Source organism: Caldanaerobacter subterraneus subsp. tengcongensis MB4 (assembly GCF_000007085.1).
GTDB classification, from domain to species: Bacteria; Bacillota; Thermoanaerobacteria; order Thermoanaerobacterales; family Thermoanaerobacteraceae; genus Thermoanaerobacter; species Thermoanaerobacter subterraneus.
Genome location: NC_003869.1, coordinates 854122 through 871267, shown reverse-complemented (window position 1 = coordinate 871267; position 17146 = coordinate 854122). Strand labels below are relative to the sequence as shown.

14 protein-coding genes and 2 pseudogenes are annotated in these 17146 nt (G+C 35.9%); 6 read left to right on the top strand and 10 right to left on the bottom strand.

The genetic code is table 11. The features are described from left to right. The first annotated feature begins 6 nt into the window (after positions 1-6). Positions 7-2115, top strand: coding sequence for a YcdB/YcdC domain-containing protein (locus TTE_RS04120; RefSeq protein ID WP_011025249.1), 2109 nt, complete (start codon positions 7-9; stop codon positions 2113-2115). Positions 2116-2141: 26 nt separating this feature from the next. On the opposite strand, the gene TTE_RS04115 is transcribed toward TTE_RS04120, so the two are convergent. The 3 genes and pseudogenes from TTE_RS04115 to TTE_RS04105 form a co-directional block, all read right to left on the bottom strand. Further along, entirely contained in the window at positions 2142-2696 is a 555-nt protein-coding gene (locus tag TTE_RS04115) for a TIGR01440 family protein (RefSeq protein ID WP_011025248.1), read from the bottom strand. Positions 2697-2816: 120 nt separating this feature from the next. Next, a pseudogene (locus TTE_RS04110) lies at positions 2817-3080 on the bottom strand (type II toxin-antitoxin system RelE/ParE family toxin); the annotation flags it as partial. Between the two features lies 1 nt (position 3081). After that, positions 3082-3450 (bottom strand): type II toxin-antitoxin system Phd/YefM family antitoxin, encoded by a 369-nt coding sequence (locus TTE_RS04105; protein ID WP_011025246.1) that lies wholly within the window; start codon positions 3448-3450, stop codon positions 3082-3084. Positions 3451-3720: 270 nt separating this feature from the next. Between TTE_RS04105 and TTE_RS04100 the strand changes: the two genes are divergently transcribed. The 3 genes and pseudogenes from TTE_RS04100 to TTE_RS04090 all read left to right on the top strand — a co-directional run bounded on the left by TTE_RS04100 (position 3721) and on the right by TTE_RS04090 (position 6142). Continuing rightward, positions 3721-4287, top strand: a complete 567-nt coding sequence (locus TTE_RS04100) for a superoxide dismutase (RefSeq protein ID WP_011025245.1) — start codon at positions 3721-3723, stop codon at positions 4285-4287. A gap of 44 nt (positions 4288-4331) precedes the next feature. Then, positions 4332-4725, top strand: a pseudogene (locus tag TTE_RS04095) (recombinase family protein). Further along, positions 4706-6142, top strand: a complete 1437-nt coding sequence (locus tag TTE_RS04090; protein ID WP_011025244.1) for an IS200/IS605 family accessory protein TnpB-related protein — start codon at positions 4706-4708, stop codon at positions 6140-6142. The pseudogene TTE_RS04095 and the gene TTE_RS04090 overlap by 20 nt, the downstream one beginning before the upstream one ends. Positions 6143-6600: 458 nt before the next feature. Here the strand turns inward: TTE_RS04090 and TTE_RS04085 are convergent, their stop codons facing one another. Beyond that, positions 6601-8004 carry an ISLre2-like element ISTte3 family transposase gene (locus tag TTE_RS04085; protein WP_011024560.1) on the bottom strand — a complete coding sequence of 468 codons (1404 nt, stop codon included), beginning with the start codon at positions 8002-8004 and terminating at the stop codon, positions 6601-6603. Between the two features lie 88 nt (positions 8005-8092). Here TTE_RS04085 and TTE_RS04080 point away from each other — a divergent pair, with 88 nt between their 5' ends. Next, positions 8093-9352: an IS110 family transposase gene (locus TTE_RS04080; protein ID WP_041587295.1), complete on the top strand. Its 1260-nt coding sequence runs from the start codon at positions 8093-8095 to the stop codon at positions 9350-9352. Between the two features lie 582 nt (positions 9353-9934). On the opposite strand, the gene TTE_RS04075 is transcribed toward TTE_RS04080, so the two are convergent. The 5 genes from TTE_RS04075 to TTE_RS04060 are packed head-to-tail and all read right to left on the bottom strand — an operon-like array spanning position 9935 to position 14332. Beyond that, positions 9935-10831, bottom strand: a complete 897-nt coding sequence (locus TTE_RS04075) for a DUF2268 domain-containing protein (RefSeq protein ID WP_011025241.1) — start codon at positions 10829-10831, stop codon at positions 9935-9937. Positions 10832-10876: 45 nt separating this feature from the next. Then, positions 10877-10999, bottom strand: coding sequence for a hypothetical protein (locus TTE_RS14475; RefSeq protein ID WP_268741120.1), 123 nt, complete (start codon positions 10997-10999; stop codon positions 10877-10879). 15 nt (positions 11000-11014) lie between these two features. Next, complete coding sequence (gene sppA, locus TTE_RS04070; RefSeq protein ID WP_011025240.1) at positions 11015-11932, bottom strand: signal peptide peptidase SppA; 918 nt, start codon at positions 11930-11932, stop codon at positions 11015-11017. 13 nt (positions 11933-11945) lie between these two features. Continuing rightward, entirely contained in the window at positions 11946-13613 is a 1668-nt protein-coding gene (locus TTE_RS04065; protein ID WP_226990160.1) for a putative ABC transporter permease subunit, read from the bottom strand. After that, positions 13610-14332: an ABC transporter ATP-binding protein gene (locus TTE_RS04060; RefSeq protein ID WP_041587124.1), complete on the bottom strand. Its 723-nt coding sequence runs from the start codon at positions 14330-14332 to the stop codon at positions 13610-13612. The genes TTE_RS04065 and TTE_RS04060 overlap by 4 nt, the downstream gene beginning before the upstream one ends. A 120-nt stretch (positions 14333-14452) precedes the next feature. On the opposite strand from TTE_RS04060, the gene TTE_RS04055 reads away from it, so the two are divergent. Continuing rightward, positions 14453-15601, top strand: coding sequence for an amidase domain-containing protein (locus TTE_RS04055; RefSeq protein ID WP_011025237.1), 1149 nt, complete (start codon positions 14453-14455; stop codon positions 15599-15601). Between the two features lie 16 nt (positions 15602-15617). Here the strand turns inward: TTE_RS04055 and TTE_RS04050 are convergent, their stop codons facing one another. Beyond that, on the bottom strand, positions 15618-17096 hold the full coding sequence (locus TTE_RS04050; RefSeq protein ID WP_011025236.1) for an IS1182 family transposase: 1479 nt from the start codon (positions 17094-17096) through the stop codon (positions 15618-15620). Between the last annotated feature and the right edge of the window lie 50 nt (positions 17097-17146).

Here is a 17146-nt window from a genome sequence, read left to right as displayed (position 1 = left end):
ATCTTCATGAGAAAGTTTATCCCTATTTTAATTGCCTTTGTATTCCTCTTCGCTGCAGTTATGCCCTCAACTATAGCACAGGCTCAAGCAGACACAAAAATAAGCTTAAAAGAAGCAATTGAAATTGCAAAAACTAAGCTAGGTATAAGTGGAAGCGGGTATGACTTTACCTCCAGCTACAGTGAATATGTAAATTACAAAGTATGGAACTTAACCTGGAATTCTACCACAAAAGGGACCATAAGCGTATCTGTAAACGCAAATACAGGAGAAATTGTTAGTTATTCCACTTGGACTCCAACATCGGAGCCTTACAAGCCAGTGATACCAAAGTACACTAGAGAAGAGGCTAGAAAAGTTGCCATAGAATTTTTGCAAAAGATAACTCCTGAAAAATTTAAACAGACAAAAGAAATAGTTCCCTCATATCCATTGGGCGCTTATTACGACGCTAATTACAGCTTTTCATTTGAAAGAATAGTAAACGGAATATCTTTCCCAAACAACGGCTTGTACGTATATGTTGACAAAAACACCTTAAAAGTAACCTCTTACTTTCAAAACTGGGAGGACTATTCATTCCCAAAACCTGAAAACATAATTACAAAAGAGGAAGCCATAAAAATTTTTAAAGAAAAAATTGGATTAACTCTTCAATATGCTTTAATACTTCCTCAATTAGAAAAAGAATCCTATAAAACTCTTTTAGTGTATGGTGTTTACCAAAATGCTCCTATTGATGCATTCACAGGAGAAGTGAAAAAGCCCCTCTACTACTATCCTATGCCAGGCGGTAGAACTGCAGGACCTGCTGGTGAAAAAGAGATGCAATTAACTCCGGAAGAAAAGAAAGAAATAGAGGCTTCTGAAAAATACATATCAAAAGACAAAGCTCTGGAAATAGCTAAAAATTCTCTTCCTTTCTCACTGGAAGGATATAAGCTAGAGAGCGCTAGTTTATACACTGATACTTACTACGCCCCTGCAAAAAATCCCACATGGAGCTTCTACTGGAACCTACAAAAAGATAATAAGTACTTTTATGTCAATGCGTCTGTAGATGCAGTCACAGGAAAGCTGACATACTTTTCAAAAACTGTTTCAGACATAGAAGACAAAGACAAACAGCCCAAATATACATCAAAAGAATTAGGAGAAATTGCAGAAAAATATTTAGAAAGGATAATCCCTGAAAAATTTAAAAACACCAAGTATTTCAATGAAACCTCCAATCCAGATTATTCTCCAAACCTTTATACTTTCACATACTTGCGCACTGTAAATGGAATTTTAGCACCATTTGATAACATAACAATCACACTAAATCCTTATACAGGGGAAATAACCTCTTACTACTTAAACTGGACAAATGTGAATTTCACTCCTGCAGAAAATGTAATAACTCTCGATGAAGCTTACAAAATACTCCTTGACAACTATGAAATGAAATTAAATTACATTTTAGATTACGACTACAAATCTCCTGACGCTCCACCGAAAGTGAAATTGGTCTACCAGCTCGATTTCTATGGCTACATCGATGCTAAAACAGGTACACTCCTTGATGGAATGGGAAGGCCAATAGTTAAAGAATCAAAGGTCACTTTCACGGACATAGAAGGCAACTGGGCAGAAAAAGACATAAAACTTCTAGCAGAGTACGGCATAATTGAAGTGGAGGGAGATAAGTACTATCCCGACAAAGAGATAACACAAAAAGATTTTATAAAAATGCTGGTAAAAACAGTACAGCCGCCCTACTATAACCCTATGCCAAAATCTTCAAAAGACTATGAAACCTACTACACTATTGCTATAAGCAAAAAAATCATAGCGCCAGAGGAGAAAAACCCTGATTCTCCTGTAACGAGATTAGAAGCTGCAAAAATGCTGGTAAACGCTCTTCAGGTCGGATATATTGCAGAAATACCTAATATATTTAGTATAAGCTTTAAAGACAAAAACGAAATTCCTAAAAACATGATAGGATATGTGGCAATAATCTCTGGCCTTAATATTATGAGAGGTTCAGACGGATACTTCTATCCACAGCGTCCTCTCACAAGAGCCGAAGCTGCTGCAGTTTTAGTGAGATATTTACAGGTAAATAAATAAATTAAAGGCACGGCCTCCCGTGCCTTTTATAATTTTTTATATCTTGCCCTTTCTCCTCCTACCATCTTAGGCCTTGTCCTTGCAGCAACAATTGTGGCTTCTCCTATCTTATTCCGACTCAATCTCACAGGTACAACCACAGGCCTCAAATGCATTCCAATCAGGACAAGCCCTATGTCAAGCCCTGCATGTCCTAATCCTTTCAAATTTTCTACCATAACAGGATTTTTAAACTGCTGATAAGCATAAGTCTGTATTGACCCTCCTGCATGTTCATGAGGAATGACATTTACCTCTTCAAGCCCGTACTTATCTTTTGCCTCTTCCTCAACCAAAAGAGCTCTGTTTATGTGCTCACAGCCCTGTACTGCAAGGTATAAACCCCTTTTATGTATTGCCTCTAAAATTGGGTCCACCACTGCTTTTGCCACATCAAGACTTCCTGCAGTTCCCACTTTCTTACCCAATATTTCACTTGTACTTCCACCCAAGACAAAAAGACTCCCCGGCTTTAAATTCGCTATATCAAGTAACTCCTCTATGACTTCCTCTGTCTGCTTTGAAATCTCTTTTAAATCCATTCATTATCCCTCCTGAACTACCCTTTACCACCATTCTACCATATTCAAAATGAATCCTTTCACTGTCCTTAATAAAAAACACTAAATCTTGTGTTAAAATGCCCCATTGGCATATGTTTTTTATTCACTTTCTAACTTTTCGAATCCTTTGGTAAATAAATCATTCCCGTATTTTCTTCTTCTCTTCTCTGCTACTGAGTAACAATAATCATCATCTCTTGGAGAAACCGCTACTATATTCATGAGTTTTTTATCTCTAACGAGTGTATACACTACTCTTATTCCTATATTCTTGTACTTGATCTTAAAAAAGCCTGTCAAATTGTTTCCTTGTTTATTACCCAAAGGTTTTCCATAACCACCTTCACTTTGAGGGAGAGGCATATTATTCAATCTCCACAATATCGATGTACTTTTTTAATTCTTCTTTTGTCAATCCATCTTCTTTAAGAATCTCCTCAAAAGGCAAAGTTTCTCCTTCTTTTAAATTTTTTGTCCTTTCGATTGCAAGCTGTAAAAGTTCAAGGTCTTCCTGTGCTTCTATAAGTTCATCATATTCTTCGATAGGTATAATTACTGCTTGAGGTTTGTTATTTTTAACAACTATATAATGTTCCTTTTTTTTAGCAACCTTCTCTATAATTTTTGATGCTTTTCCTCTCCCTAAATCACTCACGGAAATCATATACGAAGCCAAATCTTTAAGATTAAAAAACTTTCTTTTGCTCATAACTGCATCACCCACTTTTATCAATGTACATCCCTCCTTCCTATTTTATTCTTTGCTCAATTAAATTATACCAGTAGTATAACAAATTTTCAATTAAAAATTAATGAAAATTTTAATGAATTACTATCCAGACGTTAGTCCGACGTTAGGGACGGTTCCTTTTGTTCGATTGTACCAAAAGTTACTCGATAGATTAAAATAGCATTTTGAATAGATCACTATATAAATTCTTTTTATGCACTAATTATATATCTTTTCATATGCTAAAATTAGATATGCAAGAGGAGGAATAATATGGATAAGCTTGTAGCAAAAAAATATAATTTAGTTTTAAGAGGAATATCTCAAAGGACTCTTGAAGAACACTACAAGTTGTACAATGGATATGTAGAAAAGACAAACGAAATACGTGAAAAATTAAAAACAGTCGATCGTTCAAAAGCAAATGCCAGCTATAGTGAATATAGAGAACTCAAACTAGAAGAGACTTACAATTTAGATGGAGTAAAACTTCACGAGTTATATTTTGAAAACTTAGGAGGAGCAGGTGGCATACCTGATGGCATAATAGCCCCAATGATTGCACTTGATTTCGGCTCCTTTGAAAACTGGAGACAGGACTTCATAGCCTGTGGAATGGCTTCCCGTGGCTGGACTGTCCTTTGCTTTGACCCTATAGATTTAAAACTTCACAATTACCTTCAGGACTTCCACAACCACGGCATAGTATTAAGGACGATTCCTCTTCTGGTCCTTGACACCTACGAACACGCCTATTTTATAGATTACGGCACTGATAAAAAAAGCTATATAGAGGCCTTTATGAACAATATAAAATGGGAGGAGGTAGGTAACAGTTGAAGATAGTAATGCAAAGTGATATGATTTTAATTAGGTGATAATAAATGTTACTAAGCATGCAAAAAGTAAAGGAAATGTACTCAATTAGGAAAAGGAAGGATTAATAACACCTGTGAGAACTCCAAAAGGCATCAGAAGGTATAAAAAAGAAGATATAGAGAAGTTATTAGGCATGCTGGAAGAAAAACCAAAACCTAAAGTAGTTTTGTATGCAAGAGTGTCCACAAAGAAACAGGAAGAATATCTCAAGAATCAGATTAGAAGGCTTGAGGAATACGCTAATTCCCAAGGATGGCAGTATGAAGTCATACATGAGATAGCAAGTGGAATAAATGAAATAAAGAGCTGGCAAAGGACTTAATAGCAATAGTAACATCGTTTGCAGCAAGAATTTACGGACAAAGGGGTGGCAAAAAACATGATAGTAATACAGGCTAAACTCATTTTTCCAAATCAAGAAGACAAACAAATAGTATTAGACTTAATGAGAAGATGGTCATCCTGCATGAGATTTGCATATAACAGACTTTTAGAAGGAGAAAAAAGAGCAGATTTAAAAAGAAAGTTACCCCAGGTATTCAATTTAAACTCAAGATATGTAGATGATGCAATAATGAAAGCAAGGAGTACACTGGAATCTGCGAAAGAACTAGGTAAAAGTCCAAGAAAAGTCATTTTTGGCGGAAAAAAACTGTTTAGAAAACTTCAAAAACATCATTTGAATGGTAAAGCATATGAAAAATTAAAAGTTAAGTGGCAGGAGAAAAGAAAAGGAAATCTCTATTCAAGAGGGGATAAAAGCAAAAAAGGAAATCTCAACACAAGAATAGAAGTAAGAAAAAACGGCACTTTCTTAAGGATAAATGTAGGGGAAAGAAAATATGTATACGCCAAAATAGAAGCAGGCTACAAAAAGAATAAAAAAAGAGGAGAACTCCTGCAGGAAATCGCCGAATCAAACATACCATACTCTGTAGAACTAAAACTCAAAAATGGCAGCATATACGCCTACATTGCCATTGAAGAACAATATCCAGAAATAAAAATAACAAAAGAAAAAGGAATCATAGGAATAGATGTGAACGCATATCCGGACAACATATCATGGGCAGAGGTAGATGAAAAAGGAAATCTAATAAGCTATGGCAGTATACCAATGCCGGAACTTGCAAGCGGCAATTCAGATAAGAGAGAGTATTTCAGATGGCAGTATGCTCATGAGATAGTAAAGATAGCAAAAGAAAAAAGAAAAGCAATAGTAATTGAAAAATTAGACATAAAAAACAAAGGAGAAAAAGGAGACTTTTCAGGCAAAAAGTCAAGGAGAATAAGACATAACTTTAGCTACAAATCCCTTTTAAAAAAGATAAAAATTTTAGCAAAAAAGGAAGGGATAGAAGTAATAGAAGTCAATCCTTCTTACACCTCAATAATAGGCATGTTAAAATATGCACCGCAGTATATGATAACAAAAGACATAGCAGCAGCTTATGTAATAGCAAGAAGAGGATTAGGCAGAGAAGAAAAGATACCAGACAATTATATAAAGTTTCTTAACGCACTAACTATAGATGAATTAGAAGAATTAAAAGAGCATGTAGAGAAAACAGTCAGAAACAAGCAGTTGAAGAAAAAACACTTAAAAGAAATAAATAAAGCAATAGAAATTTTACAAAGCCTTGAGAGTGAGCCAGGAAGGGTACTAAAACCTCTGGATGGAACAAGTTTTAGTGCCTATGATTTCTGGCGAGTTCTCAAGGTAGCGGTGGTGACTCCACTCTCTCCTGAGAAGGTAAAAAGAGACTTCTCTGTCCTGAAGGAATTACTAATTCAGGGCAAGTGGGGAGACCCGTAAGGGTGCGAGTTCCTGCTTCTTGGGGCAGGGGCTATGGCTTTCCCAAATACCGCCTGCTGGGACTGGGAAAGTCTGAAGGGCGGACTACAAATACCCCAGCTGCCCAAACTGCACAGTTTTGCACAGTTTGGGTAACCAGGTAAATAGAAGGGTAACCTCTTGGATAGAAATGCATTCTTTTTAAAATAAAACTTATATAGAGCATTCCTGTAATGAATAAAAAATAAGGGAGAATGGACTTTGAAAAAATAAGTACCTCCTGATAAAATACAGAGTGTAAGTTTAAGAACTTACCTCGAATTATCAAAATAAACAGGAGGTACCTAAAATGAAGTATAAACAAAATGAAAAGATTTTGCAAGTAACGGGAGACACATGATAGTGTCAAGATACTGTAGGATTTTTTTAAGACAACCCCTGAAACTTAATTAATTCAGGGCTTCGTTTTATCATGTTCTTTATATAACTTGTGCATATTTTAATGCTCTTAAAACCCTATATATTGGCGTTACTTTCCCTATATTCAAAACCGTAATATTGTTTATTTTTTCATTTGTAGACGTTTTAACTCTCCTTACTGCCTCTTTTATTTGCTTCTCTGTTAATTTGTAACTTCCTGCATTTATATTCTTTTTCTTGCCCCACTCTACTTCTCTTAAGTCTCCTCCATTCTTGCTAAATACCCTTAATTTCGCCATTAACTTTAATCCTTCTCTGCTCCACCCTAATGGATTCCTGCTAAGTCTTGCAGAAAATACATGGCTTATATGCCCTTCTGCACTGCACCCTATTACATCTTCGTCTTCACTGTATATCTTTATCCCTTCCCAATTGTTTAGTATGTATCTCTTCGCTTCCTTTATCTTTTCTTTTTCTTTCTCTTCTTTTGCTATCTTTATTAACTCACCAAATATTTTCTTCACTCCTTCTTTATCCCCTTCATTTATTGCTCTCCATATCTTATCCCTATACTTTGGCTCTTTTGATGTTGCTTTTAATACGTATTTGTTTAAATGATATCTGTCTAACACAAACCTTGATTTTACTATCCATTCTAATCCCTCTTTTATCCATGGTGCTCCATCTCCTGCTATGTATATCTTCTCTATCTTCTCTTCCTTGTAATTTTCTTCTATGTAATTCGCTACATCTATCCATATGTCTTCTGCTTTCTCTCCTACGTATGCCTTGTAATACACATTCTTCAGTACGTTCCTTCCGTTTTTCTCTTCCCTACCTTCATGTATGTATATCAATCGCGGTGTTTCACTGCTGCCATCTTGTAAAGGTACATGGTCTTCATCTGCTTCTATGTATAAAACCCTTACTTCCTTCTTCTCTTTTATTTCTCTCTTCACCTCTACTTCTCCTATTTCCCTTATTGCGTTTAATACCGTCTGTTTACTTATTTTCTCTGGACATGCTTTCTCGCTACTTTTCTCGTATGATTCTTCTATCGCATTTTCTACTAACTTTATTTTTACTCCCTTTTCTATCCTCTCGTGCCGTCCTATCTCTAATGCATCATCCACTAAATATGTATATCTACCATCCTCCCTTGATTTGTAATATGTCCTCTCATATTCAATATCCCCAAGGACTGTCGTTAATCTCTTTTTATCTTTCCTCTCTACTACCCATTTTTCTTTCCTTCTCTTGTCTTCTTTTATTATCCTATCTAACTCCTCAATAATTGCTTCTATTGCCTCTCTACCTAGTTTGTCCGTAAGTTCTTTTATCCTTGCTACAAGCTCTGTAATATTCATTCCATTCTTTAATAAATCCTCAAAAACATTCATCATTTCCCTAGTGAAATTTAGAGCATTTTGTAGTATAATATCCTCAAAAATATGTTTTTTCACAAGAGACACCCCTTTCGTGTTTTTTGTTTTCCACAATCTATTTTATCACAGGGGTTGTCTCTTGTTTTTTCACTTTAAAAATCCTACGATAATTTTACACTATGGAGACACATTAATTGCGGGAGTAGACATAGCAAAAGAAAGCCATTATGCCAGAGCATTTGACTACAGAGGAGTAGAATATGGGAAATACCTGAGATTTGAAAACAATAGAGAAGGTATGACAAAATTTCTTAACTGGGCAAAAGACTTGATGGAGAGACATAAGAAAAACAAACTAATAGTAGGGATAGAACCGACAGGGCAATATTGGCTGTGTTTTGCCCAATACCTTAAAGACAATAACATAAAGGTAGTATTGGTTAATCCATTTCATGTAAAGATGAGCAAAGAATTAGATGACAATTCTCCCACAAAAAGCGATAAGAAAGACCCAAAAACAATAGCAATGCTAGTAAAAGACGGGAGATATGTAGAGCCGATAATACCTGAAGGAGTATATGCGGAATTAAGGGTAGCGATGGACATAAAAGAGAGGTTGAACAAACAAATAGGGATGACAAAAAATCAAATAACAAGATGGTTGGACATATACTTTCCAGAGTTTAACACCGTATTTTCAGACTGGGAAGGGAAAGCAGCACTTATCACATTAAGAGAATTTCCAACGCCTGAGAAGATAGCAAAAAAGAGTGCTGAAGAAATAATATCGATATGGAAGAAAGAAGTACAAAGAGGGGTAGGAGAAAAAAGGGCTATAAAGCTGATAGAAACTGCTAAGGAGAGCATAGGGAAGAAGCAGGGCATAAAGATGGCGGAATACGAGATAAAGACTCTCATTGAACAATACGAATTTTTAAAAAAACAAATTGAAGAAATAGAGAAGAAGATGGAAGAATTAATAGTTGAGATACCAGGGGTTAAAGAACTACTAGAAATCAAAGGGATAGGAGTAAACACAGTAGCAGGTTTTATTGCAGAAGTAGGAGATATTGAAAAATATGAACATCCAAAACAGATACAAAAACTAGGGGGATTAAACCTAATAGAAAATAGCTCTGGTAAGCATAAAGGAGAAACGACAATAAGTAAAAGAGGGAGGAAGCGATTGAGGAGTGTGCTATTTAATGCAGTAATGGCCTTGGTCGCAAAAAACGAAGAATTTCGTGAACTACACAAATATTACACCACCAGAGCGCAAAACCCGCTAAAAAAGAAGCAATCACTAATAGTATTGTGCAACAAACTGATAAGGATATTTTATGTCATATTAAAGAAAGGAGTAAAATATGACCCAATCAAGATGATGAAGGACATAAAGAGGCCAGGCTTACAGGAAGCTGCATAAAAAGTGCCAACATACTATCAAATCAATTAAGGGTTAATCATCTTCTCTTCAGCTTTAACTTAGTCACATCTAAAGAGCTGACCCTTAAGAAGAAATTGATTTTTATGAAAAGCGAAAGTGTGAACGATGTGACATAAAAGGTAAAAGAAGGAATAAGACAAAAACAACCAATCAAGAGATGGGATATTGACAACAAGAGCGGGAATTGTCATAAAAATAATCACCATACGGGCAAAGACCCTGCAATGGAGCAGAAATGACATCCACCTCATGGCAGGTAGAACGAAGGAATTAAGGACTAAGATCCAGTGAGACATGGGAGGGTAAACCCCATGAGATAAGTGGAGCTATCCCGCCATAATATGGAAATAGGATATGAGGTTTATTAAGCTTACCCATTTAATGGTTAGATAAGTAAGAAATGGTAATATAAGCCATGAGATGCTCTTGTTGTGATGAGAAAATTAAAGAAAAACTAAGATATTAAGAGAAAATAAAAGATAATAGAGGGAGGGAGGGAGGTTTATGTCTGAGACAAAAACCTCCTTCATTCATTTCGGAAATTATTAACTTGATTTTACACTATGACGACGGTGATACTATTTCCTCTGCAGGAATTGTAAAAAGCTCACTTTTATCTATTTCAGGGTGCCTTTCAATAAAACTTTCTATAAGGCGCATTCCAATATAATATCCTGTGCGTGGAGGAATACTCTCATCATATCCACTAAAATATCTAAAATACTCTTCTTTACCTGGAGGTTTATCCCAAATATTTCTTAACCTACTCAAAAGTTCTTTTTCATTATTTACACACCAGTGGTAAACATCTTTTGTATATCCTAGTACTTTATGCAAAGGCTCTTCAGGAAAACCCCATCTTGTAGTCATAACTGCTAAGCCTTCATCAATTAAAAATTCAAAAAGCGGAAGTTCCTCCAATGCTTTATCTAATTTCAGACCATTTTGGTAAAGCCATTTTGCCAAATGATGTGAATGATTTTTATAGCGAAGTGCATGGCCTATTTCATGAGAAAGCCATAAAGGTATATCTTCATAAGGCATAGGTATACCAAAAAAAGTCGTCCCACAAGCCTCTACTGCTAAACCTAAAGCAGGTCGACCTTCAAGAAAATATTGAAAAGCATTGCTACTGTAAAGCCCTATAAGCACATACACATCTATATCTTCAGCTTCTGGAAAAACTTCTTTAATTTTATCTATCCCCTTAGGTACATTAAAGCGTATTTTTTCTTCATTAAACTTAGAAAACAAATCTTCCCTATTTTTACTTTCTTCAAACCAATGCTTTTTATACTCTTCAATGCATCTTTCCCATGGCACCTCTTTTGTGAAAAAGAAATTATTGCAATATTCCTTTATAACTAATCGATTCTTTTCAAGATAATTATTTAAAAATGCCTCCCAATTTAACTCTTTAAGTGCATTTATACCATCAAGATAAATATAATGTATCATTTTTTACCCCCTTTCCTTTTCACTTTCCTTTTTACCAGGAGGGTTTTATTTTTGCAAATGCCATTTTAGTTTATTACAGGAATGCTCGTATTCTTTCACAAACTCACTTAATTTTTCTTTGTCATAAAAGACACCATCTATTTCATAAAACATAAACTTTATCCTCACATAACAAACTCATCTCTACTTGTAATTTAAGCTCCATTTATCAATAAACAAAAGCCTTAATATCTCAAGTCCCGTGCCTTCTAAATTGCTCTTTGCCCCGCCTCCAAAAAGTATACTCAAAGGGTTTGGAGTTGTGTAATATTTTAACACGGGTTTGCCCTGTATGCCAGCCTCTTTTGCTGCAATGTCAACCGCATCGTAAAAATCCCCTAATTTATCCACAAGACCAACTTTAAGAGCCTGCCTTCCTGTGAATATTCTGCCATCTGCTAATTCTTTTACTTTTTCTATGGGCATCTTTCTCCCTTCAGATACAATCTCTACAAATTGTTCATAAGTATCATCTATAATCCCCTGCAATATCTTTTTCTCTTCCGGAGTCAAATCTCTCGTAGGAGAACCCATATCTTTATAAGGACCGCTCTTTATTGTGATTTCTTTTAATCCCAATTTATCGTAAAGTCCTTCATAATTTGTATACTGCATTATAACCCCAATGCTTCCAGTTATTGTAGCCGGATTTGCCACTATTATGTCTCCGCCACAGGCCGCCATGTATCCCCCTGATGCAGCTGCATCTCCCATTGAAACTATCACCTTTTTCCCTGTTTCTTTTAACCTTTTAAGCTCTGTGTATATTTCTACAGACTTTGCTGCAGAACCTCCAGGGCTGTTTATTTTGACAACGATTGCCTTTACAGTGTTATCTTCCTGCGCTCTTCTTATCTGCTCTACTGGATCAGGCGTAAACTGAGGAATTCCAAGTATGTTTGAAAAGTCTCCTATTACTCCCTCAATCGTTACAACTCCTATAGTGTTAGAGGAAACCGTTTTTTGGCTCTCTGTAGAAGGCTGGGTTAAAAATAAAGAAGCAAGGACTATTGCAAACACAAGAGCCAATATTACAATTCCTCCTAATGCCTTTTTGCTCATTTTTAAAAACCCCCTATTCTTTTTCAAAATAAAGTTTTGTTGCAAAATCCTTTGTTAAAGAATAAAGTTTTAAATCTGCCAGTATTATCAAAATTTCTATCAAAATAGCAATTAATATTTCTGACACATTAAAAGTTTTAAGTAAGAAAATTATGGTTAAAATAATTAGGAGAGACAAAAGAGTCAAAACGAGAGTAAAAAGCACATTTACATTGCCTTTCATGGCTTTTTGAGGGTTATCCCAATCGAAAAACGGCCTTGCAGAGTCTATTAAAAGTCCAAGTATATTTATCAGCAAAACACCTGGCAAGCTCAAAAACACAGTTATAGCTACAGTCACAAGCGGAATTTTAAAAATATACCAGCCAATTATATAACTCGGTAAGATTACAAAAATTGATACAAGGCTCCCTAAAATTAGTTTAGCTCTCAGCTGAAGAGAGGGAGAAATAGGTAAAATTTTTGAAATATAAAACATCTTGCCTTCTCTTGAAAAAGCTGTAGAAGAAAGGCTAGTACTCCCCGCAAGAAATAGTGAAACCAAAAGCCCTACAATTGAAACCCAAAACCAATTTGTTGGAGAAGAAGTATACTGGACAGCTTTTTCAAGCCCCATTTGTGGATTGCCAACAAAAGAGATAAAGAATATAAAAGGCACTATTATAGCTACAGGAAGCACATTCATGGCGTAAACTGGCACCCTTATAAAAAGCTTCCACTCTCTCAATATAAGTGCTTTCAAAGCTCCAGAAGCTTTCATACTCCTTTCCAAAGCCACAGTTTTCTTTTTTGCTCCAATTTCCTGACCCGCCATTAAAGCTTTAAAATACACTTTTTGAGCAGATAACGCAAGAAAACCAGTAAATATCAAAGAAACAGCTATAAACAAAAGCAAGTTGAAAAATCCGTATAAACTGTGGTAATCTGACATGGCATAAGCTCCCCAGAGAGATGGCGGAAAGCTTTTGGTTGCCATTTTAGCGAGGTCTGCATTTTTGATGAGAAAATCAACTACAGCATCTTTGTCAGTATACTGAGGATTTCTGTTTACAAAATACTGAAAAACAAAGAAAAACATCAAAGCTAATATGCTTATTAAAACCGTAAAAAAGTCTTTTTTCTTCCTCAAATTTGTGAATCTCATGAGCCACAAAGCGATGATGGAATCTATGGAAAGAGGTATTACAGGTGAAAATAAGAACACCACCAGAGCAATCAAGTAATACAAAATCCCTGCACCAGTCCCAATACCGTATATCCCTATTGCCGGGAGTAACAGCAAAGCCAGCACAGCATATTCATTTACAAGAATTACTGTATATTTAGAAAGCAAAATTTCATAAGGCTGCAGTGGAAGTGGGAGCAAAATTTTTACATCATCGGAGAAGTAAAACACAGATATAACCCAGAAAAAGCCAAATATTAAAGTGACTATCTGCCCTAAAAACAACACTATTGCGAGCATCAACTGAGGCTGATTTAAAGCAATGCTTGCTGCAAATAATCCTTCTAGCTGCATCACGTAAATAAACAAAAAGACAGCTACTCCTACTACAATTCCAAATATAGCAAGGTCCAACTCCCACCGCTGCTTTTTCTCTACAAAATATTTGTATTTTATCGCAGAAATTCCGTAATAGGAGTTAATTTGCGTTTTCAGAAGAGATATAAATTTCTTCATTTTTCCGTCAGCTCCAGAAATATTTTTTCTAATGACTCCCATTCATGCTGCTTCTTTATTTCCTCCATAGTGCCGCAGGCTACAATTTTCCCTTTATTTATTATCGCAATTCTGTCACACAGCCTTTCTGCTACTTCCAGTATATGAGTAGAGAAAAAGACGGTGAAGCCCGCTTTTGTATGATTTGCCATAAGTTCTTTTAGTAAAAAAGAAGATCTGGGGTCCAAACCTGTCATGGGTTCATCCAATATCCACACAGAAGGGCTGTGTAATAGCGCCGCAGTTATAAGAAGTTTCTGTTTCATTCCATGAGAATAGCTCTGTATAAGGTCACCTATGGCATTTTTCAACTCAAAAATCTCAAGAAAATACTCCAGCTTTTCTCTTCTCTCTTTTTCCGAAATGCCGTACACATCTGCTATAAAGTTTAAATACTCAAGCCCTGTCAATTTGTCATATATGTACGGCTCATCAGGCACATATCCTATTTTCTTTTTTGCTTCTATTGGATTTTTTTGTATATCAATTCCATCTACCAGTATCTCCCCCTCATCTGGTTTTAAAATTCCGACTATCATCTTTATAGTGGTAGTCTTTCCTGCCCCATTTGGCCCTAAAAAGCCAAATATTTCCCCAGGATTCACCACAAGGTTAAGGCCGTCAACAGCCTTTATTTTGCCATTGTTATAAGATTTAGAAACATTTTTTAATTCGATCAAATCCTTCACCTCCATATTCTTACTCTAATTATAACATAAATTGCTTAAAAATTGCCAATGAATAATAATCTTGCCGATTTCATATTATTATCTTGAATTCAACTGCAAGGAGGTAAGGCGTTGAAAAGTCAACAATTTACTAAAATAATAACTTTAGTAATTTTTCTCGCACTTCTCAGTTACTTCTCAATAAATTTCTTCAACAGAACTATAGAAGCTACTTCCAACGGAAAAGAAGAAGTAAAAGCCGTATTGGATGAATTCTTTAAACAAAGGGGAAAAGCCCTATTAAACCAAGATTTAAGAGAGATTGAATACTTTTACGATAAATCCTCCACCTATGGAAAATGGGCTTTAGACCACGAGAAGAGAAGAATAGAGTATGTCAAAGGCTGGTCTGAAAAGCGGAATTTAAAGTTTACAGAAGCTGAATCCTTCTATAGGATAAAAAATATAAAGGCAGGAGAAAATTCCATATGGGTGTACGCAATTGAGACGATGAAAATGGGCTATGCTTACAACGCAAAAAGCGATGTGGTAAACCTGATGGGGCTTGGCATAAGGCACTCAATACAACTTGTAAAAGTGGACGGAAAATGGCTCATAAGAAGGGATTGGTACTACGACCCACTAGACGAGGACTCTGCCTACATAGACGCAAGCCCTGCAGAAGGTATAATCCCAGAGGCTGCACCTACTTCAATCCCTCAGGAAGAGATGGAACAAAAGCCCAAGAAAAAAGGAAAGTATGACAGAGAAGGGGCTGTAGCCTATGCCGACAAATACGCTGGAGCTGCCTGGGGAAGTGGCAACAACTACGAGTACAATCCGAAGTACAAAGATTATTATGGAGTAGGAGGAGATTGTACTAATTTTGTATCCCAAGTCCTCCATGAAGGAGGAGGTCTCCCAATGGACAATGTGTGGTTTTTCAATGGAAAAGACGCTTCCACCGCATGGGCTCAAGCTCCTGCTTTATTCAACTACTTAATTTACACTGGAAAAGGAAAATTGATTGCAAAAGGTCACTACCTCGATATGGTAAAGCCCACAGAGCAATACCCTCAGGGGGCCATAAGGGCTTTAGAAAAAGGAGATTTGATATGCTATGAGGAAAAAGGGGAAATAGTACATTTTGCAGTAGTGACAGGTTTTGATTCAATGGGCATCCCCGTTGTAAACACCCACACCTCTGACCGATATCACGTTCCTTTTGATTTGGGGTGGGATAAAAGAGTGGTATATAGATTCATACACATAAACGATTGAGCTAGAGAAGACCTCTCTAGCTCAGTTTGTTGACAAAGCAAAATTTAAGCTCCTGTTTTCCTAGTTCCGAAAGCAGGAGCTGTATATATCTGGATAAAATTTTCTTTAAAACTCCAAATAATGGATAAAAATTTAAAGTACCCAAAGGGCTCTTGCCCCTCCTCCATAACCATGTTGCCATTTTCTTTAAATTCATGGCAGCAAAAACAAGCATCGCTTGCATGGACAATTTTTCTTTCCCTCTTAATGTTGTCCATCGCAAACCATGCTTCTCCTTCAAGTCCGCAAACACTCTCTCTATTGTCTCTTTCCTTCTCTCATATACTTCTTTACAATAAGGTGTATGTCTTAGGTGTTCTGCTTCTTCTACATATCCTTCCCATATGTGCCTGAATATCCTCTTTGTGTAGTCTTTACTTTGGGTACACTTTTCTCTTAAAGGACAATTCTTGCATTTTTCTGGATTTGATTTGTACTCTCTATATCCTTCTCTGTTGGTTGTAACATATGTTAATATTTCATTTTGTGGACATATGTAACAGTCATAATATTCATCATACACAAACTCATGTTTTTTCATAAAACCGTCTTTCGTTTTTGGTCTTGTGTATGGCACTGCTGGTATTATTTCTCTATCAAATATTGTCTTTAATATGTACGGATTTTTGTAGCCTGCATCTACTGCTATTGCTTTCGGTTTTCCTACCCTCTTTTCAACTTCTTCTAATACTTCTTCAAACATTACGCTGTCGTGGACATTTGCAGCTGTTACTTTTACTCCTAATACAAATCCGTTTTTATCGCAGGCTGTGTGAAAGGAATATGCAAAACATTTTTCTTTTCCGTTTTTGTTTAACATTCCGCTATCTGGGTCTGTTTTGCTTACTTTCACTTCTTTCGTCTTTATTTTCTTGATTTTCTTTAATGGCTTTTTGCCATGAGCTTCTCTATCTTTGTTTATTTCTTCTTCTAGTTTTTCTTGATAAGTCCTGGCTTCTTGTTCTACTATTTCTTTGGTGTATTTCTTCTTGTTGGCACTTGCTTTTACATGGGTTGAATCTATGAATACTTCCTCTGCATTTACTAGCCCATGTTTTATTGCTTCTTCTAAAATCTTCGTAAATATTTTCTCAAATATGTCTGTCCCTTTGAATCTTCTTATGTAGTTCTGGCTAAATGTTGAAAAATGAGGTATTTCTTCTGTTAGCCCATACCCTAAAAACCATCTATATGCCACGTTTGTTTTTATTTCTGCTATTGTTCTTCTTATCGATGGTATCCCAAAAAGATATTGAATGAACAGTATTTTTATCAATACTACTGGATCTATGCTTGGTCTGCCGTGATCTTCGGAATATTTGTCTTTTACTAAATCGTATATGAAACTAAAATCTATAACTCTTTCTATCTTCCTTAAAAGGTGATCTTTTGGTACCAATTGATCTATGCTTACAAATTCTATTTGATGTCTTGCATCCTGTTTCTTTGATAACATCTTCCTTCTCCTCTCCTCTTTTGCTTCATAAAAAACAAGGAACCCTTCTC